A 17,024-nucleotide genomic window follows, 5' to 3' on the forward strand; every position below is an offset into this window, starting at 1 on the left:
GGGGGAAACGTAAAACCGCCGTGAAAATGATAAGGCGCCGCCGGCGTTTCCCAAAAACGCTTAAAGAGTTTCATGATGTTCCTGTGTTGATTCTAATGGTGTTTGAGGCGGTTGCCATTGCCAAAAAGCGGCATCGCGCGGTTTCATCACGATGCAATCTACTGGACACGGCGCAATGCATAATTCGCAACCTGTGCATTCGGCGCTTAAAACGGTATGCATGCGTTGCGTACTGCCGACAATGGCATCAACGGGGCAGGCTTGAATGCAACGCGTACACCCAATACACCAATCTTCCACAATCCATGCAACTTGCGGCGGTTTGGGCGCGCCGACTTCAGCGTCTAACAGTTTTGCTGTGACGCCGAGCAGTTCGGCAAGTTTGGCAACGCCTTCTTCTCCGCCCGGCGGGCAGCGATTAATATCGGCTTTTCCAGCGGCGATGGCTTGTGCATACGGTTTGCAGCCGGCAAATCCGCATTGTCCGCATTGAGTTTGCGGTAAAACCGCTTCAATTTTTTCTACGATCGGATCGCTTTCATTGTGAAACCGTTGCGCGAAATAGCCCAGCAATAAACCGAGAAGCGCCATAAAAAAGATTAATCCTAAAAGCGCGAGGAGTGTTGTCATGCCGTCCAACCTCCAAAACCCATAAATGCGAGCGCGAGAATGCCGGCGGTGATTAAAGCAATAGGCGGGCCGCGAAAAGGACGCGGAATATCAGCAGTTTGCAGACGTTCACGCAGCGCGGCAAAAATCACGAGAACGAACGTAAAACCTAAAGCGGCGCCAAAACCGTAGCACGCGGATTCCAGCAAATGATGATGGCGATGGCTGTTTAATAATGCCACGCCTAAAACGGCGCAATTGGTCGTAATCAGCGGCAAATAAATGCCGAGCAAGCGATGCAGCAGTGGACTGGTTTTAGCGATAAAAAGTTCGGTGAGTCCCACGAGCGCCGCGATGGTGACGATAAAAATAATGGTGCGCAGAAATGTTAAGTGATAAGGAATAAGAATATAGTTATCAATAAGATATGTTGCGCACGCGGAAAGCGTTAATACAAATGCCGTGGCAAATCCCATGCCGATGGCGCCGTCGATTTTGCGCGAAACGCCCATAAATGGGCATAATCCTAAAAATTGACTCAAAACGAAATTATTCACCAACGTTGTGGCGAAAATAATACTGATGTAATGCACAAAAGCCTCTATAAAAAAACGATGAGCAGGGCAATTAGAATGTTTATCATTTATCATTTTAGCCTAAACTCAATGAGCGCGATACAATGCCGCCCGTGATTAAAAATGAGCAGAAGGAATTTATAAAGATGAAACGATATTTTTCAATGATATTGGTGCTGGCGGTGGTGGCGTGTTCTTCAACGTATTACGACGCAATGGAAAAATTTGGCGTTTATAAACGCGATATTTTGGTTGATCGTGTGGTGGAGACGCGCGATGCGCAAAACGCGGCGAAAAAAGAATTTGATTCGGCGTTGATGCAATTTCGTTCGGTGGTGCGTTTTTCTGGCGGTGATTTAGAAAAAGAATATAAACGGTTACAAAATGCCTACGATCGCAGCCAAAAAGCCGCCGATGAAGTTAGCCAACGCATTCGCAGCATTGAACGCGTGGCGCAAGATTTATTTCGAGAATGGCAGAAAGAATTGAAATTATATGAAAATCCGATGTTGCGCGAACAAAGCGCGGCGCAACTCGCGCAAACGCAGCACGAATATCGGCAATTGATGCAGGCATTAAAAACGGTAGAAGCGAAAATGCCGCCGGTGTTAAATGTATTCCGCGATCAAGTTTTATATTTAAAACATCATTTAAACGCGCAGGCGGTGAGCGCTTTACATCAAGAATATCGCCGGATTGAATACGACGTGAGTCAATTAATTGCGCAAATCAATCGTTCCATCAATGAAGCCAATCAATTTATTAACAAAATGAAGCGAGCGGCATCATGAATATCACTTTTCCCGAATTGCCGACCACCGACGGCGGCAGTTTTTCGCGCGATGATTTATTGGGCGCGTGGACGGTTTTATATTTTTATCCCAAAGATGCCACGCCCGGGTGCACTTTGGAAGCGCAAGCATTTCGCGATAATTTTGCGCGTTTTGAAGCGTGCGGCGCGCGGATTTACGGCGTTTCCCGCGACAAAATGGCATCGCATGAAAAATTTAAAGAAAAACAATGTTTACCGTTTCCATTAATCAGCGATGAATCAGAGCTATTGTGCGCGGCTTTTGACGTTATCAAACCCAAAAGCATGTTTGGAAAACAATTTTTAGGCGTTGAACGCAGTACTTTTTTAATCAATCCCAAAGGCGAACTTGCCCACAGCTGGCGGCGCGTTAAAGTGCGCGGACATGTTGAAGAAGTTTTGCAAACGCTACAAAAATTGCAAAAAGACTGTGCCGAATAAGGAATCAAAATAAAAGTGGCGACGAAAAACTTTCAATTAGTTGCGGATTATGCACCGGCTGGCGATCAAGCGCCGGCAATTGAGCAATTATTGTCGGGACTTGATGCGGGGCTGGCAAAACAAACTTTATTGGGCGTAACTGGTTCTGGTAAAACGTTTACGATGGCAAACGTGATCGCGCGCGCCAATCGTCCCACTTTAATTTTGGCGCCTAATAAAACGCTCGCCGCGCAATTGTACGGCGAAATGCGGGCATTTTTTCCGCATAACGCCGTGGAATATTTCGTTTCTTATTACGATTATTATCAACCGGAAGCTTATGTTCCGTCTTCGGATACGTTTATTGAAAAAGACGCTTCCGTTAACGAACATATCGAGCAAATGCGGCTTTCTGCCACTAAAGCGATTTTAGAGCGCCGCGATACCGTTATTGTGGCATCGGTTTCCGCAATTTACGGTTTGGGCGATCCGCGCGAATATCTAAAAATGTTGTTACACGTTACCCGCGGCAGCCAAATTGATCAGCGATCGTTGTTATCGCATTTAGCAGAGTTGCAATATACCCGTAACGATACGCAACTTTTGCGCGGAACGTTTCGCGTGCGCGGTGATGTCATCGATATTATGCCGGCGGAAGCGGTGGAGCACGCGGTGCGGATTGCGTTATTTGATGATGAAGTAGAACGTATTCAATATTTTGATCCGTTAACCGGCGCCGTGATTGCCGATGTGCCGCGCGTCAGTATTTATCCGAAAACGCATTATGCAACCACGCGCGATCGGTTGCTTGCCGCCATTGATGAAATTAAAGCGGAATTGCATGAACGCTGCGCGCAATTGCGTGCGCAAAATAAATTATTAGAAGCGCAACGTTTGGCGCAACGCACGCAATTTGATTTAGAAATGATTATGGAATTGGGTTATTGCTCCGGCATTGAAAATTATTCCCGCTATCTTTCCGGACGCGCTGCCGGCGAGCCGCCGCCAACTTTGCATGATTATTTGCCGGCTGATGCGTTGTTATTGATTGATGAAAGTCACGTGACGCTGCCGCAATTGCACGGCATGTATCGCGGTGATCGTTCGCGCAAAGAAACGTTAGTGGCGCACGGTTTTCGGTTACCGTCGGCTTTGGATAATCGTCCGTTGCGTTTTGAAGAGTTTGAGGCGATTTCGCCGCAGACGATTTATATTTCGGCAACGCCAAGCGATTATGAACGCGAACAATCGGGGCAAATCGTTGAGCAATTAGTGCGTCCGACGGGTTTATTGGATCCGCGGGTGGAAGTGCGACCGGTGGCGCAGCAAGTTGATGATGTTTTGGCAGAAATTCAGCGCCGGCGGGCAAAAAATGAGCGGGTTTTGATTACTACGTTAACCAAAAAAATGAGCGAGGATTTAACCGATTTTCTGCAAGAACAAGGGATTGCCGTGCGTTATATGCATTCTGATATTCATACGGTGGAACGCATGGAAATCATTCGCGATTTGCGATTGGGCGTGATTGATGTTTTGGTGGGCATTAACTTATTACGCGAGGGTTTGGATATTCCGGAAGTGTCTTTGGTGGCAATTTTTGATGCGGATAAAGAAGGTTTTTTGCGCGGCGAACGGGCGTTGATTCAAACGATTGGACGCGCGGCGCGGCATGTGGACGGTATGGCGATTTTATATGCCGATCACGTGACGCAATCGATGGAAAAAGCGTTAACGGAAACCCAAAGACGGCGCGAAAAGCAAACCGCTTTTAATGAACAACACGGCATCGTGCCGCAAACGATTCAGAAAAAAATTACCGATATCATGGAAGGCGCGCATCGCGTATCCGAGAAAAAAACAACGCGGACGCCGTCAGAAGAAACATTTTCATCTGATCCCAAAGTAATCATTAAAGAAATTGAGCAATTAGAAAAAGCAATGCTTGCCGCCGCGCGCGATTTGGAATTTGAACGGGCGGCAGAAATCCGCGATCGCATCAAAACATTAGAAAAAGCATTATTAATGCATATGCCGTTAAAAGCATAAAATTTTATTTTGAAATAAGGTATTTTTTTGATGACACACACTATTTCTCTTTATACCGTTTATCATCAGCCGGTGCATTTAATTCAAAATCGTTATATAAAACCAATTCAAGTTGGCAACGGCACAGCAATTTCTGGAATTTTATATCGCGATAATGAAGGCGATCATATTGCGGATAAAAATCCTTTTTATTGTGAATTAACGGCACAATATTGGGCGTGGAAAAATGATCTTAATGCTGATTATATTGGCATGATGCATTATCGGCGGTTTTTCAATTTTAATGGTGAAAAAGAATATGCGGATAATCGTTTTGGTGTCATTGAAACGGAAAGTTTTACTTTAAATTTTACGCAGCAGTTTGGTTTAGAAGAATCGGCTATTGAAGCGCAAGTTTTGCCCTATGATATTGTTTTACCGCAGGCGTGGAGCGTTAAAAATGAAGGTGCAAAAGATTTATTAACGCATTATGCGTATGCGCCATTTCATCATAAGAAAGATTTAATGATAGCGCGCGATGTCATTGCAGAAATTTTTCCGGATTATTTATCAGATTTTGATTACGTAATGCGGCAAGATTCCGGTTATTTTACCAATATGTTTATTCTTAAAAAAACATTATTCGCCGATTATTCGCAATGGTTATTTTCAATTTTAGAACGGGTTGAAAAAAGAATTGATTTTTCTCGTTATCAACAGCAAGAACAACGCGTTTTAGGTTATTTATCTGAACGATTATTTAATGTTTGGATTGCACAATTGTTGCGCAATAATCCTGAATTAAAAGTGAATTATTTACCACGGGTTTTTATGAAAAATACGGCAGAAAAACATTGGATTGCGCAAAAAGTGTGTCAAAAAAATGCGGTTTCTGTTGTTATTGCAGCTGATGAACATTATGTGCCGCATTTAGGTGCTTTAATTTGTTCAATTATTGATCATTTATCTTGTGATGCATTTTTAGATTTAATTATTTTAGATGGCGGCATTGACTTTATTAGTCAAAAACAATTAGCGCATTTATTAGGAAAAAGAGGCGCGATTCAATTTTTAGATTTAAGCGATGAATTTACCGATCAAAAAGTGCATATGCATTTTTCAAGAGCAACTTTTTATCGTTTAATTTTAGATAAATTAATTATCGATCGGAAACGCGTTTTATATATTGATTGCGATACGATCGTTTTAGCTGATTTAGCAGAATTATTTGCTACAGATTTAAATGGAAAAGCAATTGGTGCCGTATTTGATTATATCATGCATCATTTTTGCCAAGTGGGCGTGCGCTCTATTGAATTTACGAATTATTTACCGGCGAAAAAATATTTAGAAGATTATGTGGGATTAAAAGAAAATTGGCAGCATTATTTTCAAGCGGGTGTGATTTTGTTTGATTTAGAACAATTAAAAGCATTAAATTATGCCGATAAAATGATTGCATCATTAACAGAAAAACGTTATTGGTTTTTAGATCAGGATATTTTAAATAAATATTTTGTGGGTAATGTGCATTTTTTAAATCCGTGTTGGAACGTGGTTAATGTGGGAGCGGATATTTATGAAGGATTATCTGCCGAATTAATTGCGGAATTAAAAGCTGCCGAGCGCGCACCGGCAATTATTCATTATGCTGGTTATGAAGCGAAACCTTGGGTGGATTTATCGGCGAAATTTGCGGAATTTTATTATTACTATTTGCGGCAAACTTTTTGGTATGAATCTGTTTTAACGTCAAAAATGCTGCTTAATGTTCGAAAAAAATCGCAAAAATCTGGCGAAAAAAGTTGGCGTTGGAAAATCGCTTACCGCATTTGGTTACGTTTGCCGATCGGAATCCGAAAAATGTTAAACGGTGTGAAAGACTATTTAAAAGAGCGGTTGTAAAGATTAAAAAGTTTGCGCTTTTACCGCGACTACGACGGCGCCACTTTCTCCACGACCGTCGCGCAGCGCACGAATGGCAGAAATTGCAGGGTGGCAACGAAGATGCCCGATAACGGCAAATTTAACCGGTGCGCGGTCGCCAATTAAACTGTTACGTCCTTTACCGTGAATGATTAACCAATAGCATAACCATTTGTTTTTCCTAAAATTAAGTGCATCTTGAATATAACGCAATGCGTCATCAACATATTTGCCGTGGCAATCAATTTCGCGCGCGAAATATAAATCGGGGCGCAACATTTTTTGGTAAGCGCGCGCGGTAAGGTCATAATTTTCATCAATTTCTTGTTCAAAATATTGCGGAATTTCGCGTTTGTGTTGCGCTTGCAGCCGCAAAGGTTGAAGTGTTTTGGCAACGCGTCCAAAATCCGGCGACTGCGGTGGTTTATGAATTTTTTGCACCGCGCCAATTAATTCAGCAAAAGAAGGTGTTTTTTTATCGGTCATGAGAGTAGTTTTTCTGATAACAAGGTTCTATGATACGACCTTTGCCGGCAGAAATTGAAAGGTTTGATATGAATATTGCTATCCACGGAATCAGCGGAAAAATGGGGCAGGAAATTGCAAAAGCGGTTTTGGCTGATGCGCAATGTCAATTAGTGGCGGCGTCCGTTCGCGAAGGACACGCTTGGCTGGGAAAACCGTTGTCTGATGTTGGCGATTTTGCCAGCGATCTAAAGCCGGTGAGCAATTTGGAATTATTGTGTCGGGCAGATGTGGTGGTGGATTTTACGCGCCCTGATGCTACGTTTGCCATGCTCAACGTTTGCCGGCGTTTTAATACCTCTTTAATGATCGGAACTACGGGTTTTACGGCGGAAACGCGGCGCTGGATAGAACAAGCAGCGGAAGATTTACCCATTGTTTTAGCAGAAAATACCAGTATTGGCATAACGATTTTATGCGAATTGACGCGCAAATTAGCGCAAGTTTTACCGCCGGAAGAATGGGACGCGGAAATTTTGGAATTTCATCATCGGCGCAAAATTGATGCGCCATCGGGAACGGCGCTGCGTTTGGGCGAAGAAATTGCTGCCGCGCGGCAAGTAGTTTTAAGCGATTGCAGTTGTTATCCGCATCAACAAGCGCGCAAAAATGGACAAATTGGTTTTTCGTCGCTGCGCGGTGGCGATATCGTGGGAGAACATACGGTTTATTTTATTCACGATGATGAACGCATTGAATTGACGCATCGGGCGCAAAATCGTTCGGTTTTTGCGAAAGGCGCCGTGTTGGCGGCAAAATGGTTGGTCGGGAAACCAAAGGGCTTATATACCATGAGCGACGTTTTAAACTTTTAAAGCGCGCGATAGTTATTATTTCTATGATAAGCTGCCCATCATTAATGACAACATAAAAGGAGTATTGAGATGAAATTGTTAGGTTATTTGATGACTGCGCTGTTGTGCATTTGTTTTGCGTTTGTAGGCAAACTAAATGCCGATGTGGTCAATTTTCATTACGTTTCTTTGGAATGGTTGACTTCTGAACGTTTGGCAGGATTTTTGCCTTTAAAATTAACCGTTAATGCTTGTGAATTACCGGTAATTGTGGTGATGGCAGGCTGTTTTGTGTTAGGCGCTTTGATTACTTTGCTGATTTTCGGCGTGAAAGTGACTTATTGGCGAGCGCGTGCCACCGCGGTTGAGCAACAAATTCGTGATGAACACGAAGAAATGGAACGGATTAAAGTGCGGACGGCTTTTGAAGCTTCTCGAAAAGTATAAATGGGTAACTGGCTGGTCACTTTACTGCTGCCTTTAGCTGCGTGGTCGGGTTGGTGGGTGGCGATGCGAAAAGAGGTGCGCGATTTGCGTAAAAGTAAGTCGCGCGAGGCTTATTTTGAAGGATTAAGCTTTTTACTTAATGATCAAACCGGACAGGCAATCGATGTTTTTTTATCGATGGCAGAAATTGACCAGCAAACTTTTGATAATCAACTCACTTTAGGCACGCTTTTTCGCAAACGTGGTGAATTGGATCGCGCTTTGCATTTACACCAACAACTGCTGGATTATCCGAATGCAACGCCATTGCAACGTCAATCTGTCGCCTATGAATTAGCCGAAGATTGTATTCAAGCGGGCATGTATGAACAGGCAAAACATTTGTTGGAATCTTTGCGCGATGAGCATTTTCGTTTGAAAGACGTGTTAAATACTTTGTACCGATTATATGAGCGCACCGCAGATTGGCAGGGCGCTATCAAAGCGCGGGAACTTTGGCAAAACAGCGGTTTTGGCGATTGTCGGCAGCAAATTGCGCATTATTATTGTGAAATTGCCCAACGTGCATTGGCACAGAATGAAACGCAAGCGGCGCATGCGGCGGTTGTGTCCGCGCTGCAAATCGATGCCCGCTGTGGGCGTGCTTATTTAATGCGCGCGCAACTCGCAGAACAACAGGGTGAATACGTCAGCGCCATTCATAGTTATCAATCTATTGCCGAACAAGCGCTTGATTTCTTGCCGGAAATTTTGCCGTTTCTCATGAAAGCGTATCAACACATCGATCGCGAAGATGAATATTTAGCGTGGCTGGAGCAAAAGGAAGCTGAACAACCTTTTGTGCGATTAACGCTGGCGTTAGTGCATATTTTGGAAAAACGTGCGCCTGATGCGGCTTTGCAATTGCTGGAAAAGCGTTTACAAACCAGCGCAAATCCCTTATTGCTGGCGGATTATTTACGCTTGCATCAAAGTGATGACATTCGCGCGCTTTATCAAACATTGGGCAATGTATTAACGCCGAAAACGGTTTATCAATGTAATCAATGCGGTTTTCGGCAACAACGGGTTATTTGGCATTGTCCGGCTTGCCACGCGTGGAGCAGTTTTCGCCCCGTTTTAGAATTAAAATTGGAACAACGATGAATCATTCTCCAATCATTATTGCTTTGGATTTTCCTCAAAAAGAACCAGCGCTTACTTGCGCTAAACAACTTTCGCCGCAGCACTGTCGTTTAAAAATTGGCAGCGAACTTTTTACACGTGAAGGCGCGCCGTTAATTGCGCAATTGCGAGAATTGGGTTTTGAGATTTTTCTTGATTTGAAATTTCACGATATTCCAAACACGGTTGCCGCTGCGGTGCGCGTTGCGGCAGATTTGGGCGTTTGGATGGTTAATGTACACGCAAGCGGCGGACTTGCCATGATGCAAGCAGCAAAAGAAGCCGCTACCGCCGCCAAACAAGCGCCTTTGCTAACGGCGGTTACGGTGCTGACGAGTTTTGATGATGCAGCTTTGGGCAGCGTTGGCGTTGACGATCTTATGGAATCGCAGGTTCGGCGTTTAGCGCGATTGGCGTTTACCGCGGGTTTAGATGGTGTGGTGTGTTCGGCAGCAGAAGTGCCCGTAATTAAAAAAAGTACCGCGCCCCAGTTTTTAACCGTCACGCCCGGAATTCGTCCCCAACAGAGTGCACATGATGATCAAAAACGCGTATTTACACCTAAGGAAGCGCTGGCTCAAGGAAGCGATTATTTAGTGATCGGACGACCGATTACGCGCGCCGCCGATCCTGCGCAAGCATTAAATGCCATCATGGCAACATTATGAGGAAAAATCATGCAAGAACATAAATTAGCCTATTTGCTCCCCAATTCTTTTACCACCGCCTCTTTATTTTGCGGTTTTTACTCCATTTTGGCGGCGACCAACGGCAATTTTCGTAAAGCTGCCGTTTTGATATTTGCTGCCATGATTTTTGACGGCTGCGATGGTCGGGTGGCGCGTTTAACTAAAACGGAAAGCGAATTTGGTATTCAATACGATTCATTATCGGATTTAGTATCATTCGGCGTTGCGCCGGCGATGGTGATGTATCAATGGTCGTTACATTTGATGGCAGAAATTTCCATGGTGCCCACGCGGTTAGGTTGGATGACGGCTTTTATTTATACTGCTTGCACCGCGCTGCGTTTGGGACGTTTTAATGTTCAAGTTGGCAGCATCGATAAAGCGTATTTTATTGGTTTACCGAGTCCATCGGCAGCAGCGGTTATTGCTGGTTATGTTTGGGTGGGCAGTAGTTACGGTTGGCAGCCCAAACAATTCGCTTTAATTTCAGGAATGTTGCTGCTTTTTTGCGGACTGGCGATGGTTTCTAACATTCGTTATTTCAGCGGTAAAAGTATCAATTGGGAAGCGATGAAACCTTTCCATATTTCCGTTTTGCCGGCGTTGGTTTTGGGGTTGATTTGGTTAGAGCCCGCCATTGTTTTATTTACGATTTTCCTTTTATACGGTTTACACGGTCCGGTTTTATTATTGTGGCGCATGTACCAACAGCGTCATCATGAATAACGTATTAATTCCGACTGCCGCGCAAAAAACCGCGTGGCAATTATTGGGTTATCGGCGCTGGATTGAACGCAAAACGGTGCGGATCGCTGCTCAAAGCGCGCGCCGTGAACAATCATCATTGCAAACGACTGCCGCCATTTTGCGGCAAAGTTTTGCGGCAGAACAAACACCGAAAAACGTTTCTAAAATAGAATTGCCGTCCAGTCAAACCATTACCGAAAACCCTCAAACTACCACCACCGCCAGCGTTTTTCATGCGGCAAATGGGGCGTTATATGCCGTGCCGTCGATGACGGTATTGGCTGCTAACGATAGTCATTTTTTGTGGATTTTACCGACATTATGGTGGCAAAACGCTCGTTGGCGTCTTTTTGCTGATGCTTTGGAAATGCAATTGTGGCAACAGGCATTAAGCGTTTGCGGTTTGCAAAAAGAAGCGGCGGCTTTTAGTGATTTTGATACGTTAACGTTACCAAAACCGCAGCCGATGGCGATTCCAGAATTTGCTGAACGGAAAAAATTGTGGATCGGCACGCGGGAATATTGGCAAAAAATCGTCTCTACGGCGGCAGCCACGGATATTTATTGTCCGCATCCGGCAATTTTATTGCGTAAACCGGAGCAAAAGTATCAATTGTGGCAGACTTTTATTCACTTATCACATTGTGGTTAAAATGCGTAATTATTTCATTTTATTTAGTTTATTTTTAATAAACGGTTTTGTTTTTGCCACTGAACCTATGTGGATTATCGATCGCGTTCCGGTTTCTATTAGCGATGCGCCGAATATTCACGCGCGTTTTGTTGGCACTGTTCCGGCTGGGGAAAGCGTTACGTGGCTGGAAAACAGTAATGATGGACGTTATGCACGCATTAAATATGAACAATTAGAAGGCTGGATTTATGCGCGTTATTTAACGAGAACGCCGAGCGTATTAAGCCAATATCCGCATTTAAACAATGCATTAAAAGAAGCGCAGGCGGAAAATGTGCGTTTGAGTACGGCGCAGGAAAATAAAGAAGACGGTCTTCAAGAATTACAAGAACAGTTGCGCATCGCCAAAGCCCAATTAGAACAAGTCAGCGGCGAGTACGCTGCTTTACAACGCGCGTCGGCAAACGTGGTTGCTATCGATCAACAAAACCGCCGTTTACAAGCGCAATTAGTGGCGCTGGAGCAAAAAAATCTCCATTTAACGCACAGCAATATCCGCTTAAGCGAGTCTGATGCCCATCGGCAACTTATCAGCGGCGGATTATTGGTGATCGGTGGTTTTCTTTTACATTGGTTTTCGCGCGTTTTCTTTTTCCACGGACGGCGGAGTAGCATTCATGATTTGTGATATGATTGCCGCGTTTTTTTTCGCGATAGGTTGATGCCGATGGCTTTGGTTCACCCTCAAATAAATCCCAATATTTTTGAAATCGGTCCCATTCATGCCACATGGTATGGATTGATGTATGTCATTGGTTTTATGCTCGGTTATTGGTTGGGCAAACGACGCAGCCAAAAAACGCCGAACTGGAACGCTGCCATGCTCGATGATTTGCTGACATATTTAATGATTGCCGTGATTTTAGGCGGTCGCGTGGGCTATGTTTTGTTTTACGGCATGAGCTATTGGGCGCAAGATTGGCTTTATCCTTTGAAAATTTATCAAGGCGGCATGTCGTTTCACGGCGGATTATTGGGCGTAGTGTTTGCTTGTTTTCTTTTTGCGCGCAAATACCACATGAAAACGTTGACGGTTGGCGATTTTGTGGCGCCGCTGTTTCCGTTAGGGCTTTTTTTCGGCAGATTGGGCAATTTTATTAACGGCGAATTGTGGGGACGGGTAACAGATGTTCCGTGGGCAATGATTTTTCCGCACGCGCCCGATTATTTGCCGCGGCACCCAACGCAATTATATGAAGCGGCGTTAGAAGGGTTGGTTTTATTTATCGTACTTTATTGTTATGCGCGAAAACCGCGACCGCGTGGACGCGTGGTTGGCGTTTTTTTGTTGGGTTACGGTATCGCGCGTTTTATCGTTGAATTTTGGCGGCAGCCCGATGCGCATTTGGGTTTTATTGGATTTCATTGGTTAACGATGGGGCAAGCGTTATGCATTCCAATGATTGTAATTGGTATTGGATTATGTTTGCGCCCAGTTAAAGCGCAATGAGGGCAACATGCAAACTTATTTAACTTTATTGGAAACACTTTTAACAACGGGCGTTGATAAATCCGATCGCACTGGCGTTGGCACGCGCTCATTATTTGGTTATCAAATGCGTTTTGATTTAGCGGCAGGTTTTCCTTTGTTAACGACCAAAAAAATGCATTTTAAATCCATTGTTTACGAATTATTATGGTTTTTATCCGGCAATACCAATATCGCTTATCTTAATCAAAACGGCGTCAGTATTTGGGACGAATGGGCGGATAAAAACGGCGATTTAGGGCCAATTTACGGCAAACAATGGCGAAATTGGGCAGGGCGCGATCAAATTCATCAGGTTTTAACCAGTTTAAAAACCAATCCCGATTCGCGGCGCATGCTCGTTTCCAGTTGGAATGTGGCGCAATTGGAAGAAATGGCGCTGCCGCCGTGTCACGTTTTATTTCAGTTTTACGTTGCGAATGGGCGTTTATCTTGTCAGCTTTATCAACGTTCGGCAGATGTTTTTTTGGGCGTGCCGTTTAATATTGCCAGTTATGCTTTGTTAACGATGATGATGGCGCAGCAAGCGGATTTGGAATTAGGCGATTTTGTTTGGACGGGCGGCGATGTGCATTTATATCGCAACCATTTTGCGCAAGCGCAAGAGCAATTAAAACGCCAACCGTATCCGTTGCCCAAAATGCATATTAAGCGCGCAAAAAGCATTGATGATTATGTTTTTGAAGACTTTTTGCTCGTAGATTATCGCTGCCATGCCGCGATTAAAGCGCCGGTTGCTGTTTAAATTTTGGAGCGTTTTTGTGCTTAAAATTTTAAGAAATTTCTTTTATTTATTAATCGCTTTAGGCGTTTTCGGCATCGCAATTGCTGCTTTATACGCATTCAAGCTGGAAAAACAATATCATCTTGACGACCAAAACCTAGATGGCGCGTTGTGGTCAATGCCGGCGCGGGTCTTTGCGCGTCCTTTAGAGATTTTCGTCGGTAAAGCAATGACGCCGGAATATTTGGTGCAGGAATTGACGTTATTGGAATATCAAAAAACCAAAAACCCCATCAAACCGGAGCAATATTATCATCAGGGCGATACCGTGATTTATTATGCACCTGAATTTCATTTTTGGGATCAAGCACGCGCACCGCGCAAAATTCAAATTACTTTCGCCGACGGTAGAATCAGTAAAGTAGAAAATTTAACCAGTTTAGAGCAAGTCGCCATTGAGCGTTTAAATCCCATTCGCATTGCCAATATTTTCCCGCAACGCAAAGAAGACCGCATTTTAGTCAAACGCGAAGATGTGCCGGAAGTATTAATTGATGCCTTAATTGCAGTTGAGGATCGTAATTTTTATCACCATTTTGGTATCGATATGCGCGGCATTATGCGTTCGATTTACGTCACCTTTATCTTGAAAACCGATCAACAAGGCGCCAGTACGCTGACGCAACAATTCATTAAAAATCATTATTTAACCAATGAACGAAAAATATCGCGCAAAATCAAAGAAATGTTAATGGCGATCGTTTTGGAACGTCATGTAGGTAAAAAAGCGATTTTGGAAGGTTATCTCAATGAAATTTATTTGGGACAAGACGGGCAGCGCGCCATTCACGGCTTTGGTTTGGCGAGTGAATTTTTCTTTAATAAAAAACCGCACGAATTAAAACTTCATGAAATTGCGTTGCTGGTTGCTTTAGTGCGCGAACCGGGCAATGCCGATCCCAGACGTCACCCTGAATATGCTTTAAAACGGCGCGATTTGGTATTAAATGTGATGGCAGAGCAACGATTAATCAGTCAAAAAGAAGCTCGTTTAGCAAGTCAATTGCCGCTTGATGTTGTTGCTCACGAAATTACCAGCGATCGCATTCGTTTTCCGGCGTTTGTGGATTTGGTTTATCAACAGTTATCCCAGCAATACAGCAAAGCGGATTTAACCTCTCAAGGATTAAATATTTACACCACTTTAGATCCGCAAATTCAAATTTCAACACAAAAAGCCGTTGAAAATCAGTTGCCTAAATTAGAACGCAGCAAAGGATTAAAAAAAGGATTTTTGCAAGGCGCCGCCGTGGTTGTTGATATTGGCAGCGGTTCGATTCGCGCATTGGTTGGTTCGCGCGTGGCTGGTGAACAAGGATTTAATCGCGCGATTTCTGCCAGCCGGCAAGTTGGTTCTTTAATTAAACCCGCCGTTTATTTAAGCGCGCTGGAATATCCTACTTTATATACTTTATCGACTTTGGTTGATGATAGTCCTTTGAATTACACGCGCGGCAAAAGCACTTGGTCGCCGAAAAACTATAATCGGCGCACACGCGGAAAAGTATTGTTCATCGATGCTTTGGTTTATTCCTACAATATTCCTACGGCGCGCATTGCGCTGGATTTAGGCATTGATGACGTGGTGAGTACTTTGCGGCGCTTGGGCGCGTGGTCGGAAATGAAACCGTATCCTTCGCTGGCGTTGGGCGCGGTGCAAATGACGCCTTTGGAAGTAACGCAAATTTATGAAACCATTGCCAACGGCGGCATTTTTCAACCATTGCGCGCGGTCAGTGAAATCACCACTCAAGAAGGGGAAGTAGTTGATCGTTTTGATATGAAAACCGTCCGCGCGATCGAACCTACACCGCATTATTTATTGGTTTATGCGATGCAGGAAATCCCTCGCCGTGGCACGGCTCGGCGCATTTACAATCAAGAAAATTTTGACAGTCATTATAATTTTGCCGGTAAAACGGGCACCACGGACGATTACCGCGATAGTTGGTTTGCAGGTTTTTCTGGAAATTATTTAACGGTTGCGTGGGTGGGTAACGATCAAAATCAATCAACGCGTTTGGCAGGCGGCAGCGGTGGATTGCCGTTGTGGATTGATATCATGAAGCAACTTTCTCATTATCCGCTAGATGTGCCGCAGCCAGAAGGCATTGTTACCGTTAACGTTAGTAAATCAACGGGATTGCAACCGGGCGCTCAATGCGCGGAAGCAACGATTTCTTTACCTTTCATTTCGGGCTCGGAACCCAGATTTGGAAAGAGCTGTTATGCACCCGTGGAAGAGTCCATTTATGACGATTCAGATTGGTTTGCGCCACCGCCGGTTGATAGCACGCCACCTGCTTTTGATGCCCAGCCGAACTGGTTTAACAACGATGCCAATTTCAATTAGAATTAGCAGCGTTTTTATCAATAAAATAAAGATGTCACGAAGCAACGTCTTTTAATAAAATTAATAAACTAAGGGTGAATTTATGAAAAAAATGATTTTTCCAGCGTTGGCGTGCTTAATGGGATTAAATGCGTGTACGGGCATGATGTATGGCAATCAAGTAGCGCCGGTGACCAGTCAAAATATGTATTATGAAAAACCGGTTGCGGTGGCGGGCAATAAAAAAATGTTTACACCAGCACCAACACCCGCACCGCGTTATCCCGCGCCACAACCCATTCAATTAAATCAACCGCAAATCAATCAACCACAACCTGCACCAGTTAGACCGCCCGTTACCGTTAATACGCGTCCGGCGCAATATCAAACAAAACCGCCGGTAGTGGTCGCGCCGGAAGATGGTTGGTCAATTCGCCCAAGCAACGAAGCGCCGCAATCTGCGTCCAATTCCGCCGTTGTTGATACGCCTAAAGAACAATCCATGGAGCCAGCTGCGGATCAATCAGTTGCCGCTGCGCCCGTCAACGATAAAAAAAATGAACCCAAACCCATTCGTCCTAACGTTAATTCCGAAGAAACCGCGCGCGAAACTGCCAGCGCCACCGAACAACAAACCGCGGCATTAACACCAGCAGCGAAAAAACCGGCAAAAGGCAATTCTTCCGTTAATTCCTTGCTTAAACAAGCTTCTTCTGCTTTAGGAAAAGGTGATTTAGATGGCGCCGTTGCTTATTTACAAGATGCGCAACGTTTGGATAGTTCTAATCCAAAAATTTTGTACGACATTGCCAATATTCGTTATCACCAAGGAAAATATAACGAAGCAGAATCCGCAGCCAGTCGCGTGGTGCGCGTGGGTGCCAGCGATGCCATGATGAAAAAAGCGTGGTCTTTAATTGCTAATTCGCGTAAAGCTTTGGGCGACAATCAAGGCGCGATTACGGCTGCCGAACGCGCGGCGTCATTCTAAAT

At 44.3% G+C, this 17,024-nt stretch carries 18 protein-coding genes; 15 read left to right on the forward strand and 3 right to left on the reverse strand.

Annotated features, from left to right (window positions below; genetic code table 11):
* Positions 1-60: 60 nt before the first annotated feature.
* Both rsxB and rsxA read right to left on the reverse strand, forming a co-directional pair.
* Positions 61-630, reverse strand: coding sequence for an electron transport complex subunit RsxB (gene rsxB, locus AKG33_RS01240; protein ID WP_012030888.1), 570 nt, complete (start codon positions 628-630; stop codon positions 61-63).
* Positions 627-1,259 (reverse strand): electron transport complex subunit RsxA, encoded by a 633-nt coding sequence (gene rsxA, locus AKG33_RS01245; RefSeq protein ID WP_012030889.1) that lies wholly within the window; start codon positions 1,257-1,259, stop codon positions 627-629. The genes rsxB and rsxA overlap by 4 nt, the downstream gene beginning before the upstream one ends.
* A 71-nt stretch (positions 1,260-1,330) precedes the next feature.
* On the opposite strand from rsxA, the gene AKG33_RS01250 reads away from it, so the two are divergent.
* The 4 genes from AKG33_RS01250 to AKG33_RS01265 are packed head-to-tail and all read left to right on the forward strand — an operon-like array spanning position 1,331 to position 6,345.
* Positions 1,331-1,975: a DUF2959 domain-containing protein gene (locus AKG33_RS01250; protein WP_012030890.1), complete on the forward strand. Its 645-nt coding sequence runs from the start codon at positions 1,331-1,333 to the stop codon at positions 1,973-1,975.
* A complete protein-coding gene (locus AKG33_RS01255) occupies positions 1,972-2,436 on the forward strand; it encodes a peroxiredoxin (protein ID WP_012030891.1) in 465 nt (154 codons plus the stop codon). Before AKG33_RS01250 ends, AKG33_RS01255 begins: the two co-directional genes overlap by 4 nt.
* Positions 2,437-2,451: 15 nt before the next feature.
* The gene (uvrB, locus tag AKG33_RS01260; RefSeq protein ID WP_012030892.1) at positions 2,452-4,461 is read left to right on the forward strand and encodes an excinuclease ABC subunit UvrB; all 2,010 of its coding nucleotides are present in this window, start codon (positions 2,452-2,454) and stop codon (positions 4,459-4,461) included.
* A 30-nt stretch (positions 4,462-4,491) separates the two neighbouring features.
* Positions 4,492-6,345: a DUF4422 domain-containing protein gene (locus AKG33_RS01265; RefSeq protein ID WP_050707841.1), complete on the forward strand. Its 1,854-nt coding sequence runs from the start codon at positions 4,492-4,494 to the stop codon at positions 6,343-6,345.
* 3 nt (positions 6,346-6,348) lie between these two features.
* Here the strand turns inward: AKG33_RS01265 and AKG33_RS01270 are convergent, their stop codons facing one another.
* A complete protein-coding gene (locus AKG33_RS01270; RefSeq protein ID WP_050707842.1) occupies positions 6,349-6,852 on the reverse strand; it encodes a Smr/MutS family protein in 504 nt (167 codons plus the stop codon).
* 29 nt (positions 6,853-6,881) lie between these two features.
* Here AKG33_RS01270 and dapB point away from each other — a divergent pair, with 29 nt between their 5' ends.
* The 11 genes from dapB (at position 6,882) to AKG33_RS01325 (ending at position 17,022) form a co-directional block, all read left to right on the forward strand.
* Positions 6,882-7,706: a 4-hydroxy-tetrahydrodipicolinate reductase gene (dapB, locus tag AKG33_RS01275; RefSeq protein ID WP_012030895.1), complete on the forward strand. Its 825-nt coding sequence runs from the start codon at positions 6,882-6,884 to the stop codon at positions 7,704-7,706.
* Positions 7,707-7,775: 69 nt separating this feature from the next.
* The gene (locus AKG33_RS01280; protein WP_012030896.1) at positions 7,776-8,132 is read left to right on the forward strand and encodes a LapA family protein; all 357 of its coding nucleotides are present in this window, start codon (positions 7,776-7,778) and stop codon (positions 8,130-8,132) included.
* The gene (gene lapB, locus AKG33_RS01285) at positions 8,133-9,278 is read left to right on the forward strand and encodes a lipopolysaccharide assembly protein LapB (protein WP_012030897.1); all 1,146 of its coding nucleotides are present in this window, start codon (positions 8,133-8,135) and stop codon (positions 9,276-9,278) included.
* Complete coding sequence (gene pyrF / locus AKG33_RS01290; RefSeq protein WP_050707843.1) at positions 9,275-9,964, forward strand: orotidine-5'-phosphate decarboxylase; 690 nt, start codon at positions 9,275-9,277, stop codon at positions 9,962-9,964. The genes lapB and pyrF overlap by 4 nt, the downstream gene beginning before the upstream one ends.
* Before the next feature lie 9 nt (positions 9,965-9,973).
* On the forward strand, positions 9,974-10,711 hold the full coding sequence (pssA, locus tag AKG33_RS01295; protein ID WP_050707844.1) for a CDP-diacylglycerol--serine O-phosphatidyltransferase: 738 nt from the start codon (positions 9,974-9,976) through the stop codon (positions 10,709-10,711).
* Positions 10,704-11,384, forward strand: coding sequence for a hypothetical protein (locus AKG33_RS01300; RefSeq protein WP_050707845.1), 681 nt, complete (start codon positions 10,704-10,706; stop codon positions 11,382-11,384). The genes pssA and AKG33_RS01300 overlap by 8 nt, the downstream gene beginning before the upstream one ends.
* A 1-nt stretch (position 11,385) precedes the next feature.
* Positions 11,386-12,054 (forward strand): TIGR04211 family SH3 domain-containing protein, encoded by a 669-nt coding sequence (locus AKG33_RS01305; protein WP_012030901.1) that lies wholly within the window; start codon positions 11,386-11,388, stop codon positions 12,052-12,054.
* Between the two features lie 33 nt (positions 12,055-12,087).
* On the forward strand, positions 12,088-12,876 hold the full coding sequence (gene lgt / locus AKG33_RS01310; RefSeq protein ID WP_012030902.1) for a prolipoprotein diacylglyceryl transferase: 789 nt from the start codon (positions 12,088-12,090) through the stop codon (positions 12,874-12,876).
* Between the two features lie 7 nt (positions 12,877-12,883).
* Positions 12,884-13,660 (forward strand): thymidylate synthase, encoded by a 777-nt coding sequence (locus AKG33_RS01315; RefSeq protein ID WP_012030903.1) that lies wholly within the window; start codon positions 12,884-12,886, stop codon positions 13,658-13,660.
* 16 nt (positions 13,661-13,676) lie between these two features.
* Positions 13,677-16,052, forward strand: a complete 2,376-nt coding sequence (gene mrcB / locus AKG33_RS01320) for a penicillin-binding protein 1B (RefSeq protein WP_012030904.1) — start codon at positions 13,677-13,679, stop codon at positions 16,050-16,052.
* Between the two features lie 82 nt (positions 16,053-16,134).
* Positions 16,135-17,022 carry a tetratricopeptide repeat protein gene (locus AKG33_RS01325; RefSeq protein WP_012030905.1) on the forward strand — a complete coding sequence of 296 codons (888 nt, stop codon included), beginning with the start codon at positions 16,135-16,137 and terminating at the stop codon, positions 17,020-17,022.
* Positions 17,023-17,024 lie beyond the last annotated feature (2 nt).

It is taken from the genome of Dichelobacter nodosus (assembly GCF_001263335.1).
GTDB lineage: Bacteria > Pseudomonadota > Gammaproteobacteria > Cardiobacteriales > Cardiobacteriaceae > Dichelobacter > Dichelobacter nodosus.